The sequence below is a fragment of the Sphingobium fuliginis genome (assembly GCF_015074805.1).
In the GTDB taxonomy this organism is placed as follows: Bacteria; Pseudomonadota; Alphaproteobacteria; order Sphingomonadales; family Sphingomonadaceae; genus Sphingobium; species Sphingobium fuliginis.
In genome coordinates, this window is sequence record NZ_CP060035.1 from 3,112,817 (window position 1) to 3,132,372 (window position 19,556).

At 66.2% G+C, this 19,556-nt stretch carries 14 protein-coding genes; 10 read left to right on the forward strand and 4 right to left on the reverse strand.

Annotated elements, in window-relative coordinates; all coding sequences use genetic code 11:
* Window positions 1-82: 82 nt before the first annotated feature.
* The 4 genes from H5V43_RS15075 to H5V43_RS15090 all read left to right on the forward strand — a co-directional run bounded on the left by H5V43_RS15075 (window position 83) and on the right by H5V43_RS15090 (window position 3,897).
* Window positions 83-1,465: an APC family permease gene (locus H5V43_RS15075; RefSeq protein ID WP_025547465.1), complete on the forward strand. Its 1,383-nt coding sequence runs from the start codon at window positions 83-85 to the stop codon at window positions 1,463-1,465.
* On the forward strand, window positions 1,462-2,244 hold the full coding sequence (locus H5V43_RS15080; RefSeq protein ID WP_025547463.1) for a polyphosphate kinase 2 family protein: 783 nt from the start codon (window positions 1,462-1,464) through the stop codon (window positions 2,242-2,244). Before H5V43_RS15075 ends, H5V43_RS15080 begins: the two co-directional genes overlap by 4 nt.
* An 86-nt stretch (window positions 2,245-2,330) precedes the next feature.
* Window positions 2,331-3,644, forward strand: coding sequence for a methyl-accepting chemotaxis protein (locus H5V43_RS15085; RefSeq protein ID WP_025547461.1), 1,314 nt, complete (start codon window positions 2,331-2,333; stop codon window positions 3,642-3,644).
* Between the two features lie 67 nt (window positions 3,645-3,711).
* A complete protein-coding gene (locus H5V43_RS15090; RefSeq protein WP_025547459.1) occupies window positions 3,712-3,897 on the forward strand; it encodes a hypothetical protein in 186 nt (61 codons plus the stop codon).
* 38 nt (window positions 3,898-3,935) lie between these two features.
* On the opposite strand, the gene greB is transcribed toward H5V43_RS15090, so the two are convergent.
* Together greB and H5V43_RS15100 are read right to left on the reverse strand one after the other, a co-directional pair.
* Window positions 3,936-4,421, reverse strand: coding sequence for a transcription elongation factor GreB (gene greB, locus H5V43_RS15095; protein WP_025547457.1), 486 nt, complete (start codon window positions 4,419-4,421; stop codon window positions 3,936-3,938).
* A 20-nt stretch (window positions 4,422-4,441) separates the two neighbouring features.
* Window positions 4,442-6,478: a lytic transglycosylase domain-containing protein gene (locus H5V43_RS15100; protein WP_025547455.1), complete on the reverse strand. Its 2,037-nt coding sequence runs from the start codon at window positions 6,476-6,478 to the stop codon at window positions 4,442-4,444.
* Between the two features lie 169 nt (window positions 6,479-6,647).
* On the opposite strand from H5V43_RS15100, the gene dapA reads away from it, so the two are divergent.
* From dapA to recA, 6 genes are all read left to right on the forward strand, one after another.
* A complete protein-coding gene (gene dapA / locus H5V43_RS15105; RefSeq protein ID WP_025547453.1) occupies window positions 6,648-7,526 on the forward strand; it encodes a 4-hydroxy-tetrahydrodipicolinate synthase in 879 nt (292 codons plus the stop codon).
* Window positions 7,527-7,570: 44 nt separating this feature from the next.
* Window positions 7,571-8,053 carry an SsrA-binding protein SmpB gene (gene smpB / locus H5V43_RS15110; protein WP_007683053.1) on the forward strand — a complete coding sequence of 161 codons (483 nt, stop codon included), beginning with the start codon at window positions 7,571-7,573 and terminating at the stop codon, window positions 8,051-8,053.
* Window positions 8,053-8,646 carry a DUF2062 domain-containing protein gene (locus tag H5V43_RS15115; RefSeq protein WP_025547448.1) on the forward strand — a complete coding sequence of 198 codons (594 nt, stop codon included), beginning with the start codon at window positions 8,053-8,055 and terminating at the stop codon, window positions 8,644-8,646. The genes smpB and H5V43_RS15115 overlap by 1 nt, the downstream gene beginning before the upstream one ends.
* A gap of 48 nt (window positions 8,647-8,694) precedes the next feature.
* Window positions 8,695-11,121, forward strand: a complete 2,427-nt coding sequence (locus H5V43_RS15120) for a response regulator (protein ID WP_025547446.1) — start codon at window positions 8,695-8,697, stop codon at window positions 11,119-11,121.
* A 91-nt stretch (window positions 11,122-11,212) separates the two neighbouring features.
* Window positions 11,213-11,572 carry a response regulator gene (locus H5V43_RS15125; protein ID WP_025547444.1) on the forward strand — a complete coding sequence of 120 codons (360 nt, stop codon included), beginning with the start codon at window positions 11,213-11,215 and terminating at the stop codon, window positions 11,570-11,572.
* A gap of 99 nt (window positions 11,573-11,671) precedes the next feature.
* Window positions 11,672-12,745, forward strand: coding sequence for a recombinase RecA (gene recA, locus H5V43_RS15130; protein ID WP_025547442.1), 1,074 nt, complete (start codon window positions 11,672-11,674; stop codon window positions 12,743-12,745).
* Window positions 12,746-13,178: 433 nt separating this feature from the next.
* On the opposite strand, the gene H5V43_RS15135 is transcribed toward recA, so the two are convergent.
* Entirely contained in the window at window positions 13,179-17,369 is a 4,191-nt protein-coding gene (locus H5V43_RS15135) for a translocation/assembly module TamB domain-containing protein (protein ID WP_193666711.1), read from the reverse strand.
* Window positions 17,369-19,459 (reverse strand): autotransporter assembly complex protein TamA, encoded by a 2,091-nt coding sequence (locus tag H5V43_RS15140; protein WP_025547441.1) that lies wholly within the window; start codon window positions 19,457-19,459, stop codon window positions 17,369-17,371. Before H5V43_RS15140 ends, H5V43_RS15135 begins: the two co-directional genes overlap by 1 nt.
* Window positions 19,460-19,556 lie beyond the last annotated feature (97 nt).

A 19,556-nucleotide genomic window follows, 5' to 3' on the forward strand; every position in this document is an offset into this window, starting at 1 on the left:
CGCTCGCCCTGAGCCCGAACGACAGGAGAGGCTTGCACTCCCGCTGAACCTTCGATGTAAGGACGGGCAAGGGGGACAGGCCATGCTCGACGAACAGATGTTGCCGGACAAACCGCCGGCCCTGGCGCGCAGCCTGGGCGTGGCGGGCGTCCTGTTCCTGACCCTGTCCGCGACCACCCCGGCATCCTCCGTCTTCGTCATCATACCCGGCATGTTGCAGGAGGCCGGGACCGGCGCGATCTGGGCGATGATCCTCGCCAGCCTGATCTGCGTCACCACCGCCTTCATCTATGCCGAACTCTCCTCCGCCTGGCCGGTGGCGGGCGGGGAATATGTCGCGGTGGCCCAGACGCTGGGGCCGATGGCCGGTTTCGTCATGCTGGGCGTCAATGTCTTCAACAATGTGCTCTTCCCGCCTGTCGCGGCGCTGGGCATCGCATCGGTCATGGCGACGGTGGTGCCGGGCCTGCCCGCCGTGCCGGTCGCGGTGGCGGTGATGATCGGATCGACGCTGGTCGCGATCCTCAATATCCGCGTGAATGCGGTCATCACCGGGCTGTTCCTGCTGGTCGAACTGGCAGCCGTGGCCGTGGTGATGGTGCTGGGCTTTGCCGACCATGCGCGGCCGGCGCTGGAATTCCTGACCGATCCGGTGGTTGCAGCGGCGGGGCAGGGCTTCGTCCCGGCCAGCGCCGCCTCCATCGGGGTGGCGACGACCATCGCGATCTTCGCGCTCAACGGCTATGGCATGGCGGTCTATTTCGGGGAGGAGATGCATGAGGCGCCCAGACGGATCGCCGGAACCATCCTCGCCGCGCTCGGCCTCGCGCTGCTGTTCGAAGGCGTGCCCTTGCTCGCGCTGCTGCTGGCGAGGATCGACCTTGCGACCCTGCTGACCGTCGACGATCCCTTTGGCCTGCTGGTGCGGCAGCGGGGGAGCGCCGGCCTTTCGGCGCTCGTGTCGGTCGGCATCGTGCTTGCGATCGTGAACGCGATCATCGCCTGCGTGCTGGCCTGCGCCCGCTTCTTCTATTCGACCGGGCGGGACCGGGCCTGGATTCCGCGCATCGACGACTGGCTGGTGGCGATCCATCCGCGCTTCGATTCGCCCTGGATCGGGACGCTGATCGTCGGCGGGATGGGAACGCTCGCCTGCTTCCTGCCGCTATCCATGCTGCTGGTGCTGAACGGCACCGGGCTGGTGGCGATCTATGGCGGCATCGCGCTGGCCGCCATGGCCGGGCGGCGCAGTGGGGCGAGCGCCCATGCGCCCTATCGCATGCCGCTTTATCCGCTTGCGCCGGTCGTCACCCTGCTCGCGCTGGCCTATGTGGTCTGGACCAGCTGGCTCGATGCCGGGGAGGGGCGGCCCGGCCTGATTGCAACCGCCGCCCAGATTGCGGGTTCGGTGCTTTGGTATAAGCTCGTGCTTTGCCGCCGGGGCCAGTGGAAGGTGCAGACATGACCATCGACCTTGCCGATTATGAGAAGGGCGCGACGTTCAAGGGCGATTATGAGGCGAAGCTGGCCGAATTGCAGGAGCGGCTCGCCAAGATCCAGGTCGCGCACATCATCCACGACCGGCGCAGCGTCATCCTGCTGGAGGGGTGGGATGCGGCGGGCAAGGGCGGCATCATCAAGCGCATGACCGCCGACTGGGACCCGCGCTATTACAAGGTCCACCCCATTTCCGCCCCGACGGAGGAGGAGCGCGACCGGCACTTCCTCTGGCGTTTCTGGACGCGGCTGCCGGCGGGGCGCAACATCGCGATCTTCGACCGGAGCTGGTATGGCCGGGTGCTGGTCGAGCGGGTCGAGGGCTTCTGTTCCAAGGGCGAATGGAAGCGCGCCTATGAAGAGATCAACGCCTTCGAAAGGCAGCAGGTCGACGCCGGGACCAACATCGTCAAGCTGTTCGTCCACATCACGCAAGAGACGCAGGACGAACAGCTCGCCCAGCGGCTCGACACGCCGTGGAAGCGGTGGAAGACCGGCGCGGACGATTATCGCAACCGCGCAAGGCGGGCCGATTATCTGGACGCCATGCACGACATGTTCCGCAAGACCGACACCAAGGTGGCGCCCTGGCATGCCATCGACAATAATCACCGTCGGGCGGGTCGGATCGCGGCGCTCTCCTATGTTGCCAAGCGATTGGAAAAGCTGGTGCCGATGGATTTTCCGGAAGCCGATCCGGAGGTGGTGAAGCTGGCCGCCAAGGCCTACGGCTATAGGGTTCCGTAAGAAAATCACTGAAAATCAACATCTTGTAACAAAATCGTCATCAAAATCTAACGGCTCATTTACCATTATGGGCTTAACCGGCCCCTATGTACGCACCCCCAATGCTAGACCGATCCCTGGACCCTTCGGCCGGTCCGATCCTCATGACGCCCAGCCCGGCGATCCGGCTGGGGCGGCCGCTCAGCGAGGCGGTCGATCATTTCCAGCATGACCCGGCGCTGCGGCTGCTGCCGGTACTCGATGCCGCCGACAGGCCCGTGGGAGCGATCTACGAATGCGACATGCGGCGCATCCTGTTCAATCCCTTCGGCCATGCCCTGTTGCGCAATCCCAGCTTCGGTGGGCGGCTGGACGATCATGTCCGGCACTGCGCGACGGTCGAGCGGCGCGCCAGCATCGAGGCGCTGATCGACCTCTATGCCGCGCAGGGGCAGGGCTGCGAAGGCCTGATCGTGGTGGACGGGGATCGCTATGCCGGGGTCGCGGGTGGGCAGCTTCTGCTCCGGCTGGCGGCGGAGCGGGATGCGCGGGTGGCGTTGGCGAGGGTCGAGCGGCTGGAACGGGTGACGCGGGAGAGCGCGACGTTCCGGGCCGATGTCCAGGCGTTGACAGGGGACATGGCGGCGATGGCGGACATGCTGTCGCGTCTGGCCGAAGATGCGGCGGAACGGTCCGCGCATAACGGGCATGCGTCGGCCGGCATGGCGGTGGCGGCGGCGCAGACCGCCGACAATCTGGCCGGAATCGCCGGGTCCGGGCGGGAGCTGGGGCTGCTGTTCCAGGCGATGGAGGACGAAGTGCGCGAGGCGGGGGCCGCCATTCGCGCCGCCGTCGACCAGACGCAATCGGGTGCGGCGCAGACAAGGATGCTGAGCGCGCAGGCCGACGGGATCGGGGAAGTGACCGCGCTGATCGACGCGATTGCGCGGGCGACGACGACGCTGGCGCTCAATGCCGGGATAGAGGCGGCGCGGGCCGGGGACGCCGGGCGGGGCTTTGCCGTGGTCGCGCGGGAGGTCAAGACGCTGGCGGGCCAGACACGCGATGCGGCGGCGGAGATTGCGCGGCGGATCGACCATATCCGCGCGACCGTCGGCCATGTCGCGCAGGGCCATGCGCATATGGATGCAGCGATCGCGACGGCGGATCGGCTTTCGGCCTCCGTCTTTACGGCGGTGGCGCGGCATGGCGCATTCAGCCGGGCGATTGCGGACAGCGTGGCGGAGGCGGGCGAGGCGAGCGGGCATGTCCGCGCCAGCGCCAGTCAGATCAGCGTCAATGCGGGGGCGGCGGTGGCCGATGCGCAGGCGATGCGCGACGCGGCGAGCCGCCTGTCGGAAGAGGCGCATCGGCTGGATGACCGCGCCAGCGCCTTCATCCGCGCAATTCAGGCCGCCTGAAGGGAAAAGGGCTGGCTTCGGGCGGAATTCGGGTTAGGCTCTCCTTCCAGAAAGAAGGAGAGGAAGCATGCTCGTCATGTTCGTGGGCGCCGACCGGACCGAAACCGCCGTCAATGCCGCGCAGGTCACCTTCGTGTCATCGGTGACGGACGGCACCCGCATCCGCTTCGGAGAGGGACGCAGCGTCACCGTGATCGAGCCGATCGCCGAGGTGATGGAGCGGCTCAACGTGATATTGCGGCGGGACGATTAGCGGGCTGCTCCGGCGGTTTGTCTTGGCATGGCCGATCATCACGCCGGATAGCTGATCGCCATCACCTCATATTCCCGCTCGCCCGCGGGCAGCACCACGCGGCGCAGGTCGCCCACGGCAGCGCCGCGCAGGGCGCGGGCGATGGGCGTGCTCCAGCCGATGCGGCCGGCGGCGGCGTCCGTCTCGTCATTGCCCACCAGCGTGACGGTGCGGTGGTTGTCGTCCTCGTCCGCGATGGTGACGGTGGCGCCGAAATAGACCTTGCTCTTGTCGGGCTGCTGGCGCGGGTCGACGACCCTGGCGTCCTTCATCTTGCGCGAGAGGCGCTTCAACTGGCCGTCGATCTCGCGCATCCGCTTGCGGCCGTAGAGATAGTCGCCATTTTCGCTGCGGTCGCCATTGCCGGCCGCCCAGCTTACCACTTCCACGATCTTCGGGCGCTCGACTCCTAGGAGCTGGTCATATTCGGCGCGCAGCTTCGCGAAACCTTCCGGAGTGATATAGTTGGGATGGGGAGTGCTCATGCCCCGCCCATAGCGCAAGTTCAGCCCGGCGTCTGCTTGCCGAGATATTTGGACAGCGGCGTCGTCGTGCCCCGGAAGCGGGCGCGCTGCGGGTTCATCGCCTCATAGACCACGGCGTTTTCCAGCACGCGCTGGACATAGTTGCGCGTTTCGAAAAGCGGAATCTGCTCGATCCAGCGCAGCATGTCGGCGCCGGGCAGGCGCGGGTCGCCATTGGCGGCGATCCAGCGGTTCACATTGCCCGGCCCGGCATTATAGGCCGCCACCGCCAACGGATAGCTGCCGCCATAATAATCGAGCATCCGCTGGAAATAGGAGGAGCCGAGCATGATGTTGTAACTGGGATCGTTGAGCGAACTGGCGTCATAGCTCATTCCCAGCTTCCCCGCCTGTTCGCGGGCGGTGCCGGGCATCAGTTGCATCAGCCCGCGTGCGCCCGCATGGCTGACGATCTGCCGGTCGAACTGGCTTTCCTGCCGGGCAATGGCGTGGACCATCGTCCAGTTATATTGCGCCTCCGACGGCACGGGCACGCGGGGAAAGGCGCTTTCGCCATAGCCGGTGAGGCCGCTCGACACGGCGCGGCGGCCGACCATCACGCCCATGTCGGGCCGTCCGATGCTCTGCGCGAGTTCGACGGCGAGATAATGGTCGGCATCGCTGTCGGCATTATTGGCGATGGCGCGGGCGAATTTGCTCTGATCTTCCCAATAGCCCATCTGGCCCAGCGCCTTCACCGCCCGGACGACCGAGCGGTTGGCGAAGGCCGTGCGCTCCGCGGCGGAGATTTCGACCGGACGTTCCACGGCCGCTGGGGCAGGGATCGGCCGGCCCAGCCGTTCGAGCGCAAGCTGGCCGTAAAACTGGTCCGGAAAGGCCCCCGCGCGGGCGAAATAGCTGTTCGCGGTTGCGGCGTCGCCGGCCTGGAGCGCGGCGCGACCCGCCCAGTAGAAGCCCTTGGACTGGGTCTGCGGCGACTTGGCGGCTGTGGCGTAGCGGCGGAACATCTCCATCGCGTCCAGCGGCTTGCCAAGGTTGTAGAAGGCCGTCGATCCCGCCAGCCAGGCAAGGCTGGTATAATCGTCGCGCTCGCCAATGGGCCGGCTGTTGACGTCGGTGCCGGGCAGATAGGCGTCGTCCAGCTTGCTGGCGATGCCGTAGGCGAAGCTCCACTGGCTGTCATTGGCGGCGGCGCGCGCCTGCGTCAGCAGCGTTTCATACCATTTTTCCGCGTCGCCGGGACGGAAGGTCAACGCCGGACGGTTGGCGAGATATTGGCGGCCGGCGATCCAGTTGCCCGTGTTGAGCAGCCATGTCGCCTTGTCCGCGACGAATCCGGCGTCGGTCGCGCCCACGGCCTCCGCCAACTGCATCTTCATCGCCGCGTCGGGCGCCTTCTGGCGGAAGGCGATGCGCGCCTCATAGACCGGGCGGCGGGCCGGCGAGACATAGGCAAGCCTCCGCTGCGCGCCCATGACGTCGCCCTTCCACAGCAGCGCGTCGGCGCGCAGGTCATGCTCCACCGATGTCCATCCCGCGCCGAAGAGCGAAAGCAGCCGCGCCTCGTCATCGGGGGAAAGCGTGCCGCCGACCCACGCGTTGCGCGCGGCGACCCGCGCCTCGCCCATGCGGCCCTGCTGCATCAGCGCCAGCGCATAGCGGGCATTGCCGGTGGCGGTGCGCGGCGGGAAGCGGGTGAAGAAGGCGATGACTTGCCCGGGATCGTAGCTGTTGGGATTGATGCCGGTTTCCGCCAGCCGCCGCATCCGGTCCTCGCCCGGCCAGCCGGGATTGGCCATGATGAAGCTCATATAGGTGGAGGAGCCCAGGCCATCGCTCTGCTGGAGCGCGCGCCACTGGCTGATCGTGCCGGAGATCGACGGATCGCTCGCCACGCCGATTCGGCTTTGCGCGCGCTGCCACGGGCTGGGCTCGCTGGAGCTGGGAACAGGCTGCACCACGGCGCCGGGCGGATAGGCCGCGGCTGGCGCGGGGCCGGTGGTTTCGGTCTGGGCGCTGGCGCCGGCTGTGAAAAGCAAAAGAGCAATCAGTGGCATACGAACCGTGAGGGCTTCCGGGGCAGTTTCAAGACAGGAGAGCGGTACCCTACTGGACATTATCGCAATTGCATCCTTATCAGGCCCTGAATGACGCGCTATAGCGCGCCGTTCGCGTGTTTCACGCTATCATGCCCCGGAATCCCGGTGAATTGAAGGAGTTTGTTGCATGTTTTCCGGGTCGATTCCGGCACTGATCACGCCCTTCCGCAACGGGGCGGTGGACGAGGCGGCTTTTCGCGCCTTCGTCGACTGGCAGATCGGGGAAGGCAGCAGCGCGCTCGTCCCTTGCGGCACGACGGGCGAAAGCGCGACCATGACGGTCGAGGAACATAATCGCGTCATCGCCATCTGCGTCGACCAGGCGGCGGGCCGCGTGCCGGTGATCGCGGGTTGCGGTTCCAACGACACCCGCATCGCGCTGGAGCATATGTTCGCGGCGCAGGCGGCGGGGGCCGATGCGGCGCTGGTGGTCGCGCCCTATTACAACAAGCCCAATCAGGAGGGGGTATACCGGCATTTCGCGCATCTGGCGGAGCGCTGTTCGCTGCCGATAATCCTCTACAACGTGCCCAGCCGCACGATCACCGACATCGGCGTGCCGGTCATCCACCGCCTGTCGGAGGAATTCCAGACCATCGTCGGCATCAAGGACGCCACCGGGAATCTGGGGCGGGTCAGCGCACAGCGCCTCGCCTGCCGGGCCGATTTCTGTCAGCTTTCCGGCAATGACGAAACGGCGCTGGGTTTCAATGCAATGGGCGGCAGGGGCTGCATTTCGGTCACGGCCAATGTCGCGCCGCGCCTTTGCGCCGAATTCCAGCGGGCGACGGCAAACGGCGACTGGCATGGCGCCCTTGCGCTTCAGGATCGTCTCTACCCCCTGCATGATGCCCTGTTCAGCGATTCTTCACCCGGCCCGGTCAAATATGCCCTTACGCGCGTTCGGCCCGACATGTCCGGCGAGGTCCGCCTGCCGATCACCTGGCCGTCGGAATCGAGCCGTGCCGCCGTCGACCGGGCTCTGGAGATCGCGGGACTGGTTTGATCGTCCCGCGGGCCTATATGGTGAAGCGAGTTAGTTAGAGAATAATGGCCCGTCCCCGTCCCGAAGCCTTCGACAAGAAGAAGATCGTCGCCGAGAACCGGCGCGCCCGTTTCGAATATTTCCTGGAGGATGTGTTCGAGGCTGGGATCGCCCTGCAAGGGACCGAGGTGAAGTCGCTGCGCTTCGGCGAGGGCAATATCGCGGAAAGCTATGCCGAGGTGAAGGGCGAGCAGGTGTGGCTGGTCAACAGCAACATCCCCGAATTCAGCCATGGCAACCGCTTCAACCATGAGCCCAAGCGCCCCCGCAAGCTGCTGCTGCACCAGCGGGAGATCGCCCGCATGCATGGCGCTGTCGAGCGCAAGGGAATGACGCTGGTGCCGCTGTCGATCTATTTCAACAGCCGGGGCAAGGCGAAGGTCGAGCTGGCGCTGGCCAAGGGCAAGAAGACCCATGACAAGCGCGACACGATCAAGGAACGCGACTGGAAGCGCGATCAGCAGCGCATCATGAAGGCGCATCGCTGATGGACAACAGGCTCTCCCGCTGGTGGCACGCCAATGCGCCAACCCGCGAATCGCTGGAAAACAACCGCTTTTTGGCCCCGGTGGCGCACCGGGTGCTGGAACCCTCGCTGTGGCGCTTCACCCGGCGTTCGGTGCCGCGCGGCGTGGCATTGGGGCTGCTGGTCGGCATCTTCCTGCTGATCCCCGGCGTGCAGATCGCGGGCGCGGCGCTGCTGGCGCTGCCGTTCCGGGCGAACATCCCGCTGGCGGCGGCGATGACCTTCCTCTCCAATCCCGCGACCACGCCGCTGTTCCTGATGGCGTCGGTCTATATGGGCAACTGGCTGCTCGGACGGTCGGCGGATGCATCGGGCTTCATGGCGCTGATCGACCGGCATGCCTCGATCCGCGAATGGTGCGCCTGGCTCTTTTCGGAGGCGGCGCCCGCCATGCTGCTGGGGCTGGCGCTGATTTCCCTGGCCTTTGCGGTGGTCGGCTACTTCCTGGCCGACTGGATCTGGCGTCATCGCATGGGCCGGAAATGGCATGCCCGCAAATTGAGGATTGGCAAGGCACGCGAAAGCAGCGCATTGGAGGAGGTCGCTTCGGCCTGACCGGCGGGAGCGGGTAGTCCATTGTGAATGCAGGGGGATAGCCGGGCCGTGTCCGCGCGTGTGATCAGGGATGGAGACGCCTGGGCGGCCGACAGGTCGTCGCCCCTGGCCCTGCCGCTGCTCATCCTGCTGGCGCTGATGTCCGCCGGGCTGGTGGTCTATGCCGCCGGCAACTGGGCGCTGGGCGCCGGGTTCGGCGCCGCGCTGCTGGCCGGGGCGGCGCTGCTGGGGTGGTATCGCCGGCTCTATCCGCAGGAAGTAGCCGTGGGTGAGGCCGTGCCCGACTGGACCGTGGCGCGCGCGGCGGCGGATGCCTCCAACATGGCGATCGCCGTCACCGATCGCGCCGGGCGGCTGGTCTGCGCCAGCGACCTGTTCGGGGAATGGTTTCCCGGTTTCCCCACGCCGCCCCATGTCACCGGCGACAGCAGCCTGTCCGACAGTCTGGGCAACGCCGCCCGCGCCGCCTGGCGCGACGGCGAGGCGCGGGTGGAAGGGATCGTGCAGGGTGCGCTGCGACTGGATGCCTTCCTCTGCCGCACCGGCCGGTCGGAGGATTATCTGCTGTGGCGCTTTTCCCCGGTGCGCCAGCCGAGCGCGCTGGACGATGTGCACCGCCTGCTGACCGGGGAAGCCGGGCGGCAATTGGGCGAAGCGGGCATCATGGCGGTGATGATCGGCGGGGAGGGTCGCATCCGGGCCGCCAACGGCGCCTTCCTGCTGCGCGCCGCCGGACGGATCGACGCCAATATCACCGGGCGCGATTTCGCCGCCCACATGCGGGTGGACGACAAGGGACGGCTGTTCCTGGCGCGGGAGGAATCGGGCGGCATTCCGCTGCGGCTGTTGCAGGTGCCGCTGAAGCGCGCCGCCCAGCCGGCGGGCGCGCAATCGGGTGCGCAGGACGGGCCGATGCTGCTGCTGCTGATCGACGAGCCGGCGGGCAATGCGGGCGGCACGTCGGCGCTTTCCTATATCGAGACGCTGTTGTCGCTGCTGCCCTTCGGCCTCGCCATGGCGGATCGCGACGGTCGCGTCCTGTTCATGAACAAGGCCTTTTCGAGGGCGGCGGGCGTCAAGCCCGAGGAGAAGCCCAGCTATCCCGGCGACCTGGTGGTGCGGGAAGATCAGGCGGCGGTGGCCGACGCCGTGCGGCGCTTTGCGGTCGGGCCGCAAATGTCGGGCGATGTCGCCGTGCGCATGCGCAACCAACCGGACGAGCCGATCGCGCTCAGCCTGGCCGGCGTGCGCGGGTTGGGCGAGGCGGCGGTGCTGCTTTCCCTCAAGGACAATAGCGAGGAGAGCAAGCTCAAGCGCCAGGTCGCGCAGGCGACCAAGATGCAGGCGATCGGCCAGCTCGCGGGCGGCGTGGCGCATGACTTCAACAATATCCTGACCGCGATCATCGGCCATTGCGACCTGATGCTGATGCGCCATACGCCGGGCGACAGCGATTATGACGACATCCAGCAGATCAAGTCGAACAGCAACCGCGCGGCGGGGCTGACGCGGCAGTTGCTCGCCTTCTCGCGCCAGCAGACGTTGCGGCCGCAGATATTGCAGTTGCCCGACATCGTCGCGGACGTCTCCAACCTGCTGAAGCGCCTGCTGGGCGAGAGCGTCAAGCTGGAAGTCAGCCATGGCCGCAATCTGGGCGCGGTGCGGGCCGACCCCGGCCAGCTGGAGCAGGTGATCGTCAACCTGGCCGTCAACGCCCGCGACGCCATGCCGGACGGCGGCACGCTCAATATCCAGACCTACGGCGTGCCCGCCGCCAAGGTGCGGGAGATGCGGTCGGACATATTGCCGCCAGCCGACTATACGGCGGTGCGGGTGTCCGACACGGGGCTGGGCATCCCGCCCGACATTCTTTCGAAGATCTTCGAACCCTTCTTCACCACGAAGGAACTGGGCAAGGGGACGGGCCTTGGCCTCTCCACCGTCTACGGCATCGTCAAGCAGTCGGGCGGGTTCATCTTCGCGGAATCGGAGCTTGGCCGCGGGGCGAGCTTCGTCATCTACCTGCCCGTCTATCAGGGCGCCGATGTCGATCAGGCCGCCCAGCCCAAGGCGCCCGTGCGCCGCAGCGAAACCTGGGGCACCGGCACCGTGCTGCTGGTGGAGGATGAGGATATGGTGCGCGCCGTCGCGGAACGGGCTTTGTCGCGCCAGGGCTATAAGGTGCTGACAGCCAATGACGGCGAACAGGGGCTGGAAGTGCTGGCCGGAGACGAGAAGATCGACCTGTTGATTTCCGATGTGGTGATGCCGAACATGGACGGCCCATCGATGGTGGCGCGGGCGCGGGCGAGCCATCCGGACCTGCCGGTCTTGTTCATGTCGGGCTATGCCGAGGAACAGTTGCGCAAATCGATCGACATCGCCAATGTGGCTTTCCTTCCGAAACCCTTTTCCGTCAGCCAGTTGGCGGAAGCGGCGCGGGATGCTCTGGCGATGCGTCCTGCGGCGGAATGAATTTGAAGAATGAACTTCCGCGCGGCTTGTCGATTATGCCGGTGGGAAAAGGCCTTTGGGGTTGCGATGGGTAAGATTGGGGACCGCAAGCATGTCTGACGGCAAGACCATCCTGATCGTCGAGGATGAGGCAATGATCGGCATGATGCTGGAGGATTATCTCGACACGCTCGGATACCGGCTGCACGCCATTGCCGAATCGGTCGATGATGCCTGCGCCAAGGCGCGCGAGGGCGGCTTCGACGCGGCGCTGCTCGATTGCAACCTGCATGGCGAGAAAAGCTGGCCCGTTGCGGACATATTGGCGCAGAGCGGCATACCCTTCGTCTTCGCGACGGGCGGCATGGCGGACGATCTGCCGACCAGCCATGCCGACCGGCCAACCCTGGCCAAGCCCTTCACGATCGGCGCGGTCGAGCGCGCGCTGAACAAGGCGCTGAGCGCCGCATAAGAAAATTTCGTTCCCCTCTTGTTCCATTAGAACAAACAGGATACATGGTGGCCACGCGCCATCCGGACCGGCGCGTTCCGCTTGACAGGGGATAGGCCGATGACCGCAATGCTCTCACTCATCGATTCCAAGAAGACAGGGACAATGGACAGACAGAAAGCATTGGAAGCGGCCCTTTCCCAGATCGACCGTGCCTTCGGCAAGGGGTCGGCCATGAAGCTGGGCAGCCGCGAGAAGATCGAGATCGAGGCGATCTCGACCGGATCGCTGGGGCTGGACATCGCGCTTGGCATTGGTGGCCTGCCGCGCGGACGTATTGTGGAGATTTATGGCCCGGAAAGCTCGGGCAAGACCACGCTGGCGCTGCACGCCATTGCAGAAGCGCAGAAGACCGGCGGCATCGCGGCCTTTGTCGATGCGGAACATGCGCTCGATCCGGGCTATGCGAAGAAGCTGGGCGTCGACATCGACGAACTGATCGTGTCGCAGCCGGATACCGGTGAGCAGGCGCTGGAGATCGTCGACACGCTGGTGCGCTCCAATGCCATCGACGTGCTGGTGGTGGACTCGGTCGCCGCGCTGGTTCCGCGTGCCGAAATCGAGGGCGAGATGGGCGACAGCCATGTCGGCCTGCAGGCCCGCCTGATGAGCCAGGCGCTGCGCAAGCTGACCGGCTCCATCTCCCGCTCGCGCTGTCTGGTGATCTTCATCAACCAGGTCCGCATGAAGATCGGCGTCATGTACGGCAATCCCGAAACGACGACGGGCGGCAACGCGCTCAAATTCTACGCCTCGGTTCGCCTCGACATCCGTCGCACCGGCCAGATCAAGGATCGCGAGGACATTGTCGGCAACGCGACCCGCGTGAAGGTGGTCAAGAACAAGGTCGCGCCGCCCTTCAAGCAGGTCGAATTCGACATCATGTATGGCGAGGGCGTGTCCAAGATCGGCGAACTGCTCGACATCGGCGTGAAGGCCGGCCTGGTCGAGAAGTCGGGCGCCTGGTTCTCCTATGACTCGGTTCGCATCGGGCAAGGTCGCGAGAATGCGAAAACCTTTCTGAAAGAACATCCCGAAATGGCGGACAAGCTGGAAAAGGCGATCCGCGGAAAGACCGAGGAGGTCGCCGAAGGGATGATGGCCGGACCCGAAGCGGAGGATGATGGCGAATAAGCGCTGACGGGCTTTCCGGCCGGATCAACCGGAAGGCTCCAGCGCGGCTCTGCCCGCCTGCCGCTTCACGCACTGAAAAGGCCCGCTGCGCGACTGGCGCAGCGGGCCTTTTACCTTCGGCCCGGGTGTCCGGATGGGATGCCCTATCCATGGAATTCTCTTTGCGGGCAGAGGCGTTGGATGATGATTGGTCATGCTGCCGTCCAACACTCCGCGCCCCTGCAAAGGTTCCTCGAAACAGACAAGTGCCTCATAAGAACCCAAGCCAGACGCTGCCGTGATAGATGAGAGAGACCTGGACTCATGCCTTCAGGAGCGTGGTGAATCGCAGGAATCTCGCCCTGCATTCAGACCCGGTTTCCCGCCCTCAAGCATCCAGCAAAGTCGCCCCTTGAACTCGCCCCCGGACATTTCCATCCGACTGCCGATGGCGTCAATAATCCTTCGAATAGCGCAGATTGGCTGAAGAACCCGCATTGGTGCCGGTCTTCGACAAAAGGCTGAGCGTCTTGGACAGGGAGATTTCGAGCTGGGTGGCGGTGAAGCCCTTGGGATCGGTGATCACCTCAACATAGATGTTGTTGGAGATATGCTGCCCGACGGCGAGGGAAGTGCCGCGCCCCGTCGCCTCGTCGCCGCCGACGATGCCGATCCGGTCGACGCCCGACGCATTTTGCAGCTTGCCCATGGGATTGAGCCCGCCTCCGCCCCCACGCAGACCGTTGAGCGCCGCCGCCAACTGGATCGCCTGGGTGGCCGACAGGTTCGCCACATTGTCCCCGAACAGGATGCGCGCCAATATCTCGTCCTGCGGCAGCGTCGGCGTGGAAACGAAGGCGATGTCGGGCCGTTGCGCCGTGCCGCCCACCGCTATGCCTGCCGTCACATCGTCGATCCGGGTTTCGGCGCGGATCGCCAGCGTGGGATTCATCATCGGTCCGTTGAAGGTGATGATGCCCTGCTCCAGATCGAACTGATGGCCCGAGAAGCTGTAGCGGCCGCGTATCACCTCGATCTTGCCGACCACGCGCGGATCGTTCGCGGTGCCGGTGACGCGCATGTTCGTCTTCCATTCGGAATCGAGGCCCATGCCGGTCACATAGATTTCGTTATCGGCGCGAACGCGCACGTCCAGCTTCCATGGGGTGGGCCTGGCGGCCGCCTGCCGTGCCGCAAGGCGCTGGTCGAGCAGGTCGGTCCCTTCGCCCTTGCGGCGCACGCCCGTCAACTGGCGAATGTCGCTGCCCCCCTGCCAGGCGACGCGGTAGCGCGTTTCCGGAAGCGAAAGGTCGCCCCTGATCAGGCCGCCATTGGCCGGGCTGTTGGTGATGGCCAGCGTGCCGCTGACCACGCTGGTGATCGCTTCGCTGCGGGCGAGGCGGGCGCGGTTCAGCTTCACGGCTATGTTCATCGGATAGCCGCTCTCCGCCGCCAGCCCCACCGTGCCGCTGGCCTGCACCGTGCCTTCGCCTGCCCGCCCGGAAAAGTCGCGCAGGTCGAGCCGGTCATTGGTGAAGCGCCCATCCAGCCGCATCTGCGTGACGCGCGTGCCGAAGGTCTCATTCTCGTAGGTCAGGGCATTGGCGCGGACCAGCCCGTTGAGCCGCGGCGCAGTTAGCCGCCCCCCGAAATCCGCCGCGACGGCGATCGGCCCCGTCAATTGCTGGTCGGCCAGCCCGGCGAAGGAAAACAGCACATCGGCCGGCCCGGCATAGCGGATGCCGCCGCCCAAGGGCGCGGATTGCAATTGCTGCGCCCAACTCGCCCCGGGTCCCGGCGGCGCCAGCGTCGCGACGAAACGGCCCAGCGTCGCATTGCCGCGCCGGATGAGGCCGCGCATGTCGCCGCCTGCGTTCGACAGCTTGCCCTCGATTGCCATCGACACCGGATCGGACACGGCGGTCAGGCTGGAGCGGCGGAAGTCGTTGATCGCGAGGCGCGTGGTCGCGGTGGGGAAGGCGGAGCCATTCTGCGCGAAATCCAGCGTGCCGGTCGCTTTCCCGCCAATTCCCAATCCCGGAGAGGCCATGTTGACGATGGCGAGGTCGAAATCCTTGAACCGCGCCTGCATCGCCGTCTGCCGGCCGAAGCGCCCCGCCAGGTCGACCCGGCCCTGCGGCAGCACCAGCGTTGAGGGTTCGAGGCGATAGCCTTCCTTCTCGATCCGGATGATGGCAGGCCGGGCGAAGCGGAAGGGGATGTTGCTCGCCCGTCCCTCCAGCGCAACGGCGTAGAGCGTCGGGCGCAACGCGGCGTTCATGGCGATGGAGAAGGGCACGCCGGTCGATCCGTCAGCGACCAACTGCGCCCGGCCGCGTCCGCCGCGATAGTCGATCCGGCCGCGCGCCTTGCGCACGATATAGTCGCCATAGGCGGCGTTCGCCATCTGCACGTCGGCGTTGATCTGCGGCTGTTCGGCCAGCACCATGTTCGCCGTGATCAGCGCCCGGCCGATCACCACATCCGCTTCGCCCGGCAGTTTCGCATTGCTGGCGGTGGCGCTCAACTGCGCGCCCTGCGCCTTGCCCACCGCCATCAGCCGGACCGCGCCGGTGATGCCGGAACCGTTCATGGCAAGTTGCCCGGTGAAGGGACCGGCGGCGCTCTGCTGCACGCGGCCGTTCATGTCGATGCCGGCGAAACGCGCCCTGGCTATGTCGATGGTGAGCGGCCCCCTGGCAGTGCGGATCAGCACATTGGCGAAGAAGGGGCCATAATAGGCGGACCCGCCCGTGGCTTCGAGCCGATAGCCCGCCGCTTCGCCATTCAGCTTCGCCACCACGTCGTAAAGCTGCACGCCGACATTGGGCCGAGCGGCGCGGAGCACGGCATTGGGCCGCTCCATCGTGCCGCGCACGGTCAGCGCCAGCGGGCCATATTGGTTGGAGGTCGCCCTGGCGTCGAAGGCGATCCGGCCGTCGGTATCATAGCTGCCCGAACCGCTGTGGATCCGGAAATTGGGCGCCGCGCCTTTCAGGCCGGTGAGGGTGAACTTCCCCTCCGGCGTCATGCCGATGCTGCCGGAGGCGACGGCATTGCCGCCCAGGAAATCGCGGACGGAGGCGTTCTCCCAACGGGCCGTGCGGACGCCGAAACGGCCGGACAGGCCGAAGCCGCCCCGGGGCCCTGGCACCAGCTTCACATCGGTGTTGAGATTGACGATGCCGACGCCGTCGATCCTGTAGTCGTTGACCCGGCCCTTGAGCGCGCCGCGATAGATGGCGTTTTCCATGTCGGCCAGCACGATGGCGGTGGCGTCCACCCGGTCGCTGTCGATCTTCAGATTGTCGCTGATGAGCTTGCCCGCGGCATAGGCGAAGTCGCCCTTCACCCGCAGATTGTTGAGCAGGCCGCCCGCCGCGGCATTGAGGCCGGTGACGCGGCTGGCGGTGGCGCTTACCGGAATGCGGATGCGGTCGGCGTCGATCACGGCGCGCCCGCTGGCCTTCAGATTTTCGATCCCCGTGGCGTCGAAGGCGATATGCTTCGCCGTGATGTCATAGTCGATGAAGGGCGTCGCCATCGGCCCGTCGAGGATCACCGAAGCGCGCACATCGCGGCCCTTCACCTTCTCCATGATCGCGCCGGGGGTGAGCAGGGCGGCGTCGATCCTGAGCGCGCTGAAGCGGCTTTGGCCAAGGTCGACCAGACCCTGCGCGGTGGCGGACAGGGCGGGGGATTTCAGTGAGCCTTTGAGGTTCACCCGCCGCTCGTTCAGGCCCGCGAACAGGTCGACGTCAAGCGACGGCGTCGTCAGCCGGTCGACGGTCCCCGCAAAGACCAGCCCGGGCCGCAGCGGCCCCTTGGCGGTGAAATTGCCGTCGCGAGCGGCGAGCGCGATATTCGCCAACTCGCCCTTGCCGGACGTCGCGACCAGCCGCCCGTTCCACGCCTGCCACGTGCCCCGGCCGTCCAGCGTTGCGGTGAAGCCGTCGGTCAGGCCGCTCATCGCCGCGATGACGCCGCCCTTCGGCGCGGTCAGCGTGCCCTTCATGGACAGGCGGTTCTGCGCGGGCACGGCGTCCAGATTGGCCTGCAGGCGGTCGCCGCTGTCCACCACCGCATTGGCCGACAATATGGCGCGGCCGTCCGCGATATGGGTCACGCCGTCGATGGCGATCTCCCGCTTCTGGCCGATCACCGGCCTGGCGACGAGGAACCTCGCGATCTTCAGCCGATCGACGTCGATGTCGAGGTCGGGCAGGATCGGCGCATTGGGATCGCTTTTCGTCACGTTGAACTGCGGGCTGCGCGCCAGCACCACCAGCGGGCTTTCCAGCAGCCGCACCGAAATATGGTTGTCGATGTAGCGGAACGGGCTCCATACCACATGGACCCGCGGGGAGGCGGCGAACGGCCCCTTGGGATCGCGCAGCACCAGATCGTGGATCACCATGTCGCTGTAGATCGACCCTTCGATCCGCCCGACCGATATGCCCATGCCGGATTCCAGCTTCAGCGCGGCGATCTGTCGGATCAGGAATTTCTTGCCCGGCTGGGTGTTCAGGAACAGCAGCAGCCCGGCGACCAGCACGATCAGGGCGACGACCAGCCCGACGACCCACAGGACGATCTTCTGCCAGAGGGGACGCCTAACGACGACGGTGGCGGTTTCCTCGGCCATCAGAATGCCTGTCCGATGCCGATATAGAGCGCGAATTTGGATTCGCCCGGCTGCCGGTTGATCGGCATGGCTATGTCTGCGCGGAAGGGACCGAAATTGGTGTAGAAGCGGCCGCCGACGCCCACGCCGTACCGGATGTCGGAAAATTGCGGCATGGAACTTTCATAGACCTGGCCCGCATCGACGAAGGCGACCACGCCATAGTCCCCGAATCGGTAACGGCCCTCGACCGCGAATTCATTGACGGACCGGCCGCCGATCGGATCGTTGTTCGCGTCCTTCGGCCCCAGTTCCTGATAGCCATAGCCGCGTACCGATCCCCCCCCGCCGGCATAGATCCGTCGTGAGGGCGCCACATCGTCGCGCTTCACCCCGCTGATCGTGCCGACCCGCGTGCGCGCGGCGATCACCAGGCTGTCCGACAGGGGATAATAGCCGGTGAGGTCGAATGTCGCGCGCAGATAGGGGGAGAAGCTGCCCTGCAACGATCCTTCCGGTTCCGCGCGCAGATTGGCGCGGAAACCCCTGGTCGGGTTCAGCAGGTCGTTGGACCGGTCATAGCCGAGTTGCACCGGCAGGCCGCCGATGAAATAGGTCCGCCGCGTCTTGTCCGCCGTCGCCGGATCCACCACCACCTGTTCGTTGGTCAGCAGCACTTCCGCGCCATAGCTGTAGGTCCAGCGCTTCTGGAAGATCGGCGTCGACTGCCGCGACCAGCCGATGTTGAGACCCGCCGTATAGGCTTCATAGGCGTCGTAATTCTGGTGATTGAGCGTGATGCCGGTCTGGAAGGTCTTGTCGCGCTTGCCCGCATTGGATCGGCGGAAGGTGCCCGACGCGCCCTGTTCCTGCGTTCCGGCGATCACGCTGGCGATCAGCGCGCCTTCGGGCGGGAAGAGGTTGCGGTGGGTCCATGTTCCCTCCGCGCGGAAGCCCTGGCCGGTGCCATAGCCCAGCTCGCCCGCCAGCGTGCGCGGCTTGCCGGCCTCCTGCGCGACTTCCAGGTCGACATATTCTGTGCCGTCCGGTCCCGGCTCGCTGGTCCTGACCGGATCGACCGAGATGCTGGAGAACAGCCCCGTCGCCACCAGCGCCCGGCGGAGGTCGTCGACCTTGCGGCTGTCGTAAAGCTCGCCCGGCCTGAAGCGGCTGATGACCTTCATATGATCGGCGCCGAAGGCCTGCTTCTCGCCGGTGGTGGTGATCCCCCGGAACGATCCGCGCGGGCCCGTCTCCACCGGCAGGGTATAGTCTCCCGTCACCGTCGCGGGGTCGAGCAATATGTCCCGCTGCCCGACCTTCGCGAAGGGATAGCCATTTTCCGGCAGCTTGACGCCGACATTGGCCTCCGCCCCCTCGACCGCCGCCGCGACGATATAGTCGCCGGTCTTGAGCGGCAGGCTGTCGCGGATCAGGCCGGGCGGCACGGTCGGCCCGGCGTTGATGACGATGTCCCCGATCCTGTAGCGCTTCCCCGGCGTGACCGAGAGGACGGCCTTCAACGCCCCGTCGCCCGTCTGGTCGAGCGATGCGAGCGCGGTCGCGTCATAATAGCCCTCAGCATAGAGCAGCCTTATGGCGAGCGCCTCATCCTCATGGGCCCGGGCCTGCACCATTGCCGCCGTGTCGGCCTTGCCGCCGCCGTCGATCAGGGCGGAGGAATCGCGGAACGCCGGCTCCAGCCCGGTCTTGCCGAAGCCTTCCAACGCCACCGAATAGCGCACCGCCTGGGTCTTTTCATCGGGGTTGCCGTCAGTCGCGACCTGCGCCGGCACCTGCACGCTGTCGAGCGGCGGCAGCGGCTGGGCCAGTTCACGCTCCTCCTGCGGCTCGACCGCTGGCGGCAGTTGCTGCGCCGCGCCGGCTTCGGGCATCTGCTGGTCGATCCACTGGTCTATGGAGGGCAGCGGCGCGCCGGTGCCCGTTGGCGTTTCCCCCGTCTTGGGCAGGCGCGCCTCGAACTCGCTGTCGGGCAGGATCGGTTCTTCCTGCTGTTGCGGCGAAGGCGTCTGCGCCATCAGAGGGAGGGGAGAGGCCGCCATCATCATCAGACCCAAGGCTCGCCGGACCCGCTTCTGCCTTGAACCCATGGAAACCCGCTTTGCCCCTTTGTCCTTCGCCCGTTCAGGGCGCGAACAGGCAATACGCGCAAGCGGTTGCTTCGGTTCCGCCTGCGTCATGAAGGCA